The organism is Nocardiopsis sp. NPDC006938 (genome assembly GCF_042869555.1).
Classification (GTDB): domain Bacteria; phylum Actinomycetota; class Actinomycetes; order Streptosporangiales; family Streptosporangiaceae; genus Nocardiopsis.
Map to the genome: position 1 here is coordinate 1 of NZ_JBIAGA010000001.1, position 7581 is coordinate 7581.

Sequence of the window (7581 nt, forward strand, 5' to 3'; positions counted from 1 at the left end):
TGACAAGCGGGCCGCGATCTTCGACGGGACCGTGCAGGTGGCCTCGATCCGGATCTGGCTCCGTGACCTGACCCGTCCAAAAAACAGTGCCTAGGCCGCGCGTTCCAGGAGCGCGCGCCACAGCTCCGCCACACGGTCGGCGAGCTCCTCACGGGTGCCGGAGTTGTCCACCACCAGGTCGGCCGAGGCCAGTCGGGTCCGCCGGTCGGCCTGGGAGGCGATCCGGGCCCGCACCTGCTCAGGGGGCATCCCCCGGTCGCGTGAGACCCGCTCCACCCTGACCTCGTCGGGAGTGTCCACCACGACCACCACGTCGTAGAGCGGCTCCAGTCCGTTCTCGACCAGCAGGGGCACGTCGTAGACCAGCACCCGGGCGCCCGCGGCCTCGGCCCGGGCCATGAGCTCGGCGCTGCGCTCGGCCACCCGGGGGTGCACGATCGCGTTGAGTCCGGCCAGGCGGGCCTTGTCAGCGAAGACGATCGCACCCAGCGCGGGCCGGTCCAGGCTTCCGTCGGCGGCGAGCACACCCTCGCCGAACTCGGCGACCACCTCGGCCAGTCCCGGAGTGCCGGGCGCGACCACTTCCCGGGCGATGGCGTCGGCGTCGACCACGACCGCGCCGTAGGAGGCCAGCGCGGCGGAGACCGCGCTCTTACCCGAACCGATCCCGCCGGTGAGACCCACTTTCAGCATGGGCCACACCCTAGGGGGCGCGGAGGGCGGGCGTCACGCCGACCCCGCGCCCACCGGGGCCAGTTCCTTGCGCATGTGCACCATCACCAGGTGTTCGGCCACCCGCTCGCGGTGCGTCTCCGCGTAGCCCAGGGACCGGTACAGGCGCTGGTTGCGGGGGGTCTGCGCCCCGGTGAAGAGGGTGAGCGCCGTCAGGTCGGGCCTGCGCTCGCGCAGGTCGTCCTCCACCCGGGCCAGCAGGGCTCCCGCGATCCCCCTGCGTCGTAGGTCCGGCGCGACCACCAGGCGCCCGACCACGCCGGTGGTCTCGGTGATCCCGGCCCGGACCGCGCCGACCAGGCGGGCGCCGACCACCGCCTTGAGTACCAGGGCGCCGTCGTCGGCGAGCAGGCCCTCGATCCGGGACAGCCCCTCGGTGAGCGGCAGGATGAACGGGTCGCCGTAGGCCTGGGCCTCGTCCACGTAGGCGGCGCGCTGCAGGGTGAAGATCTCACCGGCGTCGTCGGGGGTGGCCGGGTGGATGTCGAACACGTCGCCTCCTCAGCTGGGGCCCGCCCTCGGCGGGTACCAGGCCACCCTAGCCCCCGGTGAGTAGGCTCGTACCCATGGTGAGCAGCGGGGCGGTCGACGTCGACACCTATCTGGCGGAGCTTCCCGGCACGGAACGGGCGGCCATGGGCGCGCTCCGGGACCTGTGCCGGGCCGAGCTCGCGGGGTTCGAGGAGGTGATGGCGTACGGGATGCCCGGGTACCGCAGGGACGGGGTCCTGGAGGTGTCGTTCGCCCGGCAGCGACGCCACGTCGCGGTCTACTTCACCCGGGAGAACGTGATGGCCGCCCACGCGGAGCGGCTGGCCTCACGGGACACCGGCAAGGGGTGTGTGCGCTTCCGCTCCCCCGGGACGGTCGACCTCGACCTGGTCGGCGACCTGCTGCGCGCCACGGCCGCCGCCCGGGGACCGGCCCGCTGACACGCGAAGGGGCCGCCCCCACCCGTTGGGTGGAGACGGCCCCTCACTCAGCCATCACGCGGGCCGAAGCCCGGCGACACGACCTCTAGGCCTCGCCGCCCGCGAGCTTCTCGCGCAGGGCGGCCAGGGCCTCGTCCGAGGCGAGCGCACCGCTGCTGGACTCGGAGCTGGACGACGAACCGCCGGCGCTCTGACCGCCACCGGTGTAGTCCTCCTCGTCCTCCTCCACGGCAGGAGCGTTGGCGGCGTCGGCCTCGGCCGCGCGCGCCTCCTCGACCTGCTTGCGGTGAGCCTCGAAGCGGGCCTGCGCCTCGGCGTAGCTGCGCTCCCACTCGTCGCGCTGGGCCTCGAAGCCCTCGAGCCACTCGCCGCTGTCCGCGTCGAAGCCCTCGGGGTACTTGTAGTTGCCCTGCTCGTCGTAGTCGGCGGCCATGCCGTACAGCGTGGGGTCGAAGTCCACCTGGTCGGGCGAGACGCTCTCGTTGGCCTGCTTCAGCGAGAGGCTGATGCGACGGCGGTCGAGGTCGATGTCGATGATCTTGACGAAGATCTCGGTGCCGACCTGGACGACCTGCTCCGGCACCTCGACGTGGCGCTCGGCCAGCTCGGAGATGTGGACCAGGCCCTCGATGCCCTCCTCGACGCGCACGAACGCACCGAACGGGACGAGCTTGGTGACCTTGCCGGGAACGACCTGACCGATCTGGTGGGTCCGGGCGAACTGCTGCCACGGGTCTTCCTGGGTCGCCTTGAGCGACAGGGAGACGCGCTCGCGCTCCATGTCCACGTCGAGGACCTCGACGGTGACCTCCTGGCCGACCTCGACGACCTCGCTCGGGTGGTCGATGTGCTTCCAGGAGAGCTCGGAGACGTGCACCAGACCGTCGACGCCGCCCAGGTCCACGAAGGCACCGAAGTTGACGATCGAGGAGACGACGCCCTTGCGGATCTGACCCTTCTGGAGGGTGTTGAGGAACGTCTGGCGGACCTCGGACTGGGTCTGCTCCAGCCAGGCGCGACGGGACAGGACCACGTTGTTGCGGTTCTTGTCCAGCTCGATGATCTTCGCCTCGAGCTCGCGGCCGACGTAGGGCTGCAGGTCGCGGACGCGACGCATCTCGACCAGGGACGCCGGAAGGAAGCCGCGCAGGCCGATGTCGAGGATGAGACCACCCTTGACGACCTCGATGACGGTGCCGGTGACGACGCCGTCCTCTTCCTTGATCTTCTCGATCGTGCCCCAGGCCCGCTCGTACTGAGCGCGCTTCTTGGACAGGATCAGACGGCCTTCCTTGTCCTCCTTCTGGAGAACGAGGGCTTCGACCTGGTCGCCGACGGCAACGACCTCACCGGGGTCGACGTCGTGCTTGATCGACAGTTCCCGAGAGGGGATGACACCCTCGGTCTTGTAGCCGATGTCGAGCAAGACCTCGTCTCGATCGACCTTCACGATGGTGCCCTCGACGATGTCACCGTCGTTGAAGTACTTGATGGTCTCGTCGATCGCCGCGAGGAAGGCTTCCTCGGACCCGATGTCGTTGACCGCTACCTGGGGTGTCGAGGTGGCCTCGGTGCTGCTCGTCATTTGTGGGTGGACTCCGGATACGGACAGGAACAGGAAATGGGCACGCCGCAGGTTCGAGCCCGTCGATCCGCAGTCCAGAAGTAAGAAGCGAAGGTCACATGTACGGAACGAGCCGTCCGTGACCGCCAGCCGCCGGTCCAGAGTGGAGACCGAAGCGGTGCAACCCTCCTGCCCCCTACCGGAGACAGCGGACGCCCGCACGAACCCACAACGCTGACGCCAGAATATGAGACGCGAGCGCACAGGTCAATCGGAATACGGGGACAGGGCGCCGTGCGAGGCCGTCGTGGCCGCAATTTACCCGAGCCGGGTGGGGAAGATCAACTAGCCCCCCGGCCATGTCTGCCAGGGTCTGACGCGCCTCGCGCCCGGCTCGGCGGTACCGGGCGGAGGCGTTCGGAAAAAAGTCCGGAACGCGTGGTTCGACGGACGCCCGTCAGTCCATCGGGGGACGCGAACGGGACCGCTTCACGTCGCTCCGCCGACGCTTGGCGTCCAGACGGCGCCGCTTGGCGGCCCGACTCGGCCGCGTCCGCCGCCGTTCCGGGGGCGGTGGCGCGATCGCCTCGGCGAGGATGCCCGCGAGGCGTTCCCGGGCCTCGGCCCGGTTGCGCGCCTGGGACCGGTGGGTCTGCGCCGACACCGTCAGCACCCCGTCCACCAGGCGCCCCTCGAGCCGCTCCAGGGCGCGGGCGCGCCGTGTCGCCCCCAGGGCCCGGCACCCCGCCACGTCCAGCGACAGCGACACCCGGGTGTCGGACGTGTTCACGTGCTGCCCGCCCGGCCCCGAGGACCGGGAGAACCGCCACGTCAACGCGTCGGAGGGGACGGTCACGGGCCCCACGGCCAGACCACCCGTGGTCTCGTCCTGCCCCGCCACCGCCACCACCTCCGCGTTCACGGCCGCGCCTAGTGCGCGGCGTCGTGCCAGTTCTGCCCGCTGCCGACCGAGACACCCAGCGGGACACGCAGATCATAGGCGGAGCCCATCTCGTGCGTCACGAGGTTTTCGACCGCCTCGCGCTCGCCCGGGGCCACCTCCACCACGAGCTCGTCGTGCACCTGCAACAGCACGCGGGAACGGTGCCCGGCCTCGCGCAGCGCGGCGTCCACCTGGAGCATCGCCACCTTGATGATGTCGGCCGCCGACCCCTGGATGGGCGCGTTCAACGCCATCCGCTCCGCCATCTCACGCCGCTGGCGGTTGTCGCTGGTCAGGTCCGGCAGGTAGCGGCGACGGCCCAGGATGGTCTCGGTGTAGCCCACCTTGCGCGCCTCGTCCACCACCCGGTGCAGGTAGTCGCGCACCCCGCCGAAGCTGGCGAAGTAGTCCTCCATGAGCTTCTTCGCCTCCTCCGGGGTGATGCCCAGCTGCTGGGACAGGCCGTAGGCGCTCAGCCCGTAGGCCAGGCCGTAGCTCATCGCCTTGATCCGGGAGCGCGCCTCGCCGTCGACCTCGGCGACCTCGATGTCGAAGACCTGCGCCGCCATGTGCGCGTGGAAGTCGTAGCCGCTGTTGAAGGCGTCGATCAGCGCCTGTTCGCCCGACAGGTGCGCCATGATGCGCAGCTCGATCTGGCTGTAGTCGGCGGTGAGCAGCTCCTCGTACCCCTCCCCGACCACGAACGCGCGCCGGATGCGTCGGCCCACGTCCGTGCGCACCGGGATGTTCTGGAGGTTGGGGTCGGTGGAGCTCAGCCGTCCCGTCGCCGCCACCGTCTGGTTGAAGGTGGTGTGGATGCGGCCGTCGTCGGCCACCGTCTTGATCAGGCCCTCGACCGTCGTGCGCAGCTTGGTCTGGTCCCGGTGGTGCAGCAGCACGCCCGGCAGCTCGTTGTCGGTGCGGGTCGCCAGCCACGCCAGCGCGTCGGCGTCGGTGGTGTACCCCGTCTTGATCTTCTTGGTCCTGGGCAGCTCCAGGTCCTCGAACAGCACCTGCTGCAACTGTTTGGGCGAACCCAGGTTGAACTCGCGGCCCACGATCTCGTGCGCCCGCTCGACCGCGCCCCGCGCGGCCGAGGCGAACTCCTCCCGCAGGCCCTCCAGGTACTCCCGGTCGGCGGCGATGCCCGCCCGCTCCAACCGGGCGAGCACGTCCACCAGGGGCAGCTCCACCTCGTGCAGCAGGTGGGTGCCGCCCCGCTTGTCGAGTTCGGCGGCGATCACCCCGGCCAGGTCCCGGGTGGCGGCGGCCCGCACGGCCAGCCCGTGACCGCGGCCCCCGCTCCCCTCCCCCAGGTCCAGGGTCATCTGCGCGCCGTCGGTGTCCCCCTCCAGTTCCCGGCCCAGGTACTTGCGGCTCAGGTCGGCGAGGTCGAACCGGCGCTGCCCGGGCTGGGCCAGGTAGGCCGCCAGGGCGGTGTCGCTGATCACCCCGCCGAGCTCCCACCCGTGCGCGCCCAGGGCGAGCAGGGCGCCCTTGTACTCGTGCACCGCCTTGGGCCGCCCGGTGTCCGCGAGGAAGGCCGCCAGCGCCTCGGTGTCGGCGGCGTCCAGCACGGTGGGGTCGACGTACAGGGAGGCGCCGCTGGGCACCGTGACGGCGAGGGCGTCCACCCTGCCGGTCCCCGCGCCCCACACGCCGTCCAGGGCCAGCCCGGCCGGAGCCTGGTCCGTGAGCGCACCGGCGGCGGCGTGCTCGGTGATCCAGGCGGCCACTTCGCCCGTGGCGGCCACCGTCACGTCCACGGCGAAGCCCTCGGCGGCCGCGCCCGACTCCGGGGCCGTCCCCGTGTCACCGGCGCGGATGACGGCGTACAGGCGCTCGCGCAGGTTGGAGGCGAACTCCAGGTTGTCGAAGAGCGCGTCGACGCCCGCGCGGTCGGCCTCGCCCAGGCCCAGCTCCCGCACCCCGGTGTCGAGTTCCACGTCGGTGACCAGCTTGTTGAGCCGCTGGTTGCGCAGGACGTCGTCGAGGTGGTCGCGGAAGTTCTGGCCGGCCTTGCCGGGAACCTCGTCGGCGCGGGCGACCAGCTCCTCCAGGGAGCCGAACTTGGTGATCCACTTGGCGGCGGTCTTGGGACCCACCCCCGGCACGCCGGGGAGGTTGTCGGCCTTCTCCCCCACCAGGGCGGCGAGGTCGCGGTACCGCTCCGGGGTGACCCCGTACTTGTCCAGCACGGCCTCGGGGTCCATCCGGCGCAGGTCCGACAGGCTCTTGCCCGGGTACAGGACCGTGCAGTCCTCGGTCACGAGTTGGAAGGCGTCCCGGTCTCCGGAGGCGATCAGCACCTCCATGCCCGCCTCGCCGCCCTGGTGCGCGAGCGTGGCGATGACGTCGTCGGCCTCGAAGCCGGGCGCGGACAGGTTCGTGACGCCGATCAGCCGCATGAGGTCCTGGGTGAGCGGCACCTGGGAGGGGAACTCCGGCGGGGTCTCCGAGCGGCCGCCCTTGTAGCCGTCGTACTCCTCGTCCCTGAAGGTGGGGCCGGACAGGTCCCACGCCACCGCGACGTGGGTGGGCTCCTCGTCGCGCAGCAGCTTCACGAGCATGGAGGCGAAGCCGTACACCGCGTTGGTGGACTGCCCGGTGCTGGTGCCGAACTTCTCCACGGGGAGCGCGAAGAACGCGCGGAAGGCCATCGAGTGGCCGTCCAGGAGGAGCAGCCGGGCGCGCCCGCCGTCGGCCTGGGATGTCTGGTCAGGGGTCTCTCGCTTGGTCACCACAGAACGAATCCTAGGATGCGCTACGGACAGCCCGCGGCCATCGCCGCGGGAACACCTCCCCCGACCGGTCGGTTCGACCGGTTACGGGTTCACCTGACCGGATCGGAAGGCACCACCATGACCACAGACGCCGAGGGCATGCGCGAACTCATCGACTCCGGGGCGCTCTCCGGAGGCCTGGGGGAGCGTATGGGCATCGAGATCACCGAGGCCTCCGCCGAGCGCGTCGTGGGCCGCATGCCGGTCGAGGGGAACCGTCAGCCCTTCGGACTCCTGCACGGCGGCGCCTCGTGCGTGCTCGCCGAGTCCCTGGGTTCCATCGGCTCCACCATCCACGCGCAGGGGTTCGGTCGGATCGCCGTGGGCATCGAGATCAACGCGACCCACCACCGCTCCGCCACCGAGGGGTACGTCACCGGGGTGGCGACCCCCGTCCACCTGGGACGCACGCTGGCCACCTGGGACATCACCGTCACCGACGACCGGGACCGGAAGGTCTGCACCTCCCGTCTGACCTGCATGCTGCGCGACGCCCCGCAGTAGGGGCCCCGGCGGGGGGGGGGGGGGGGGGGCCCCCCCCCCCCCCCCCCCCCGCCCCCCCCCCCGGGGGGGGGGGGGGCCCCGGCGGGCCCCCCCCCCCCCCCCCCCCCCGCCCCCCCACCCCAC

At 71.5% G+C, this 7581-nt stretch carries 7 protein-coding genes; 2 read left to right on the plus strand and 5 right to left on the minus strand.

Translation table 11 applies throughout. The features are described from left to right. Window positions 1–90: 90 nt before the first annotated feature. The gene (gene coaE / locus ACFYL4_RS00005) at window positions 91–693 is read right to left on the minus strand and encodes a dephospho-CoA kinase (protein ID WP_387515248.1); all 603 of its coding nucleotides are present in this window, start codon (window positions 691–693) and stop codon (window positions 91–93) included. Window positions 694–726: 33 nt separating this feature from the next. After that, window positions 727–1224: a GNAT family N-acetyltransferase gene (locus ACFYL4_RS00010; protein ID WP_357770015.1), complete on the minus strand. Its 498-nt coding sequence runs from the start codon at window positions 1222–1224 to the stop codon at window positions 727–729. A 56-nt stretch (window positions 1225–1280) separates the two neighbouring features. Here ACFYL4_RS00010 and ACFYL4_RS00015 point away from each other — a divergent pair, with 56 nt between their 5' ends. Then, window positions 1281–1664: an iron chaperone gene (locus ACFYL4_RS00015; RefSeq protein ID WP_387515250.1), complete on the plus strand. Its 384-nt coding sequence runs from the start codon at window positions 1281–1283 to the stop codon at window positions 1662–1664. An 85-nt stretch (window positions 1665–1749) separates the two neighbouring features. On the opposite strand, the gene rpsA is transcribed toward ACFYL4_RS00015, so the two are convergent. The 3 genes from rpsA to polA all read right to left on the minus strand — a co-directional run bounded on the left by rpsA (window position 1750) and on the right by polA (window position 6915). Further along, window positions 1750–3249, minus strand: coding sequence for a 30S ribosomal protein S1 (rpsA, locus tag ACFYL4_RS00020; RefSeq protein WP_357770012.1), 1500 nt, complete (start codon window positions 3247–3249; stop codon window positions 1750–1752). A 436-nt stretch (window positions 3250–3685) separates the two neighbouring features. Further along, window positions 3686–4129, minus strand: coding sequence for an alternative ribosome rescue aminoacyl-tRNA hydrolase ArfB (gene arfB, locus ACFYL4_RS00025; RefSeq protein ID WP_357770019.1), 444 nt, complete (start codon window positions 4127–4129; stop codon window positions 3686–3688). Window positions 4130–4158: 29 nt separating this feature from the next. Next, the gene (gene polA / locus ACFYL4_RS00030) at window positions 4159–6915 is read right to left on the minus strand and encodes a DNA polymerase I (protein ID WP_357770011.1); all 2757 of its coding nucleotides are present in this window, start codon (window positions 6913–6915) and stop codon (window positions 4159–4161) included. A 117-nt stretch (window positions 6916–7032) separates the two neighbouring features. On the opposite strand from polA, the gene ACFYL4_RS00035 reads away from it, so the two are divergent. Beyond that, window positions 7033–7458 (plus strand): hotdog fold thioesterase, encoded by a 426-nt coding sequence (locus ACFYL4_RS00035; RefSeq protein WP_357770010.1) that lies wholly within the window; start codon window positions 7033–7035, stop codon window positions 7456–7458. Window positions 7459–7581: the final 123 nt, after the last annotated feature.

Bases quoted from the DNA above. Each gene is read 5' to 3' on its own strand.
- coaE (WP_387515248.1), bottom strand. From the start codon at position 693: ATGCTGAAAGTGGGTCTCACCGGCGGGATCGGTTCGGGTAAGAGCGCG.
- rpsA (WP_357770012.1), bottom strand. From the start codon at position 3,249: ATGACGAGCAGCACCGAGGCCACCTCGACACCCCAGGTAGCGGTCAAC.
- ACFYL4_RS00035 (WP_357770010.1), top strand. From the start codon at position 7,033: ATGACCACAGACGCCGAGGGCATGCGCGAACTCATCGACTCCGGGGCG.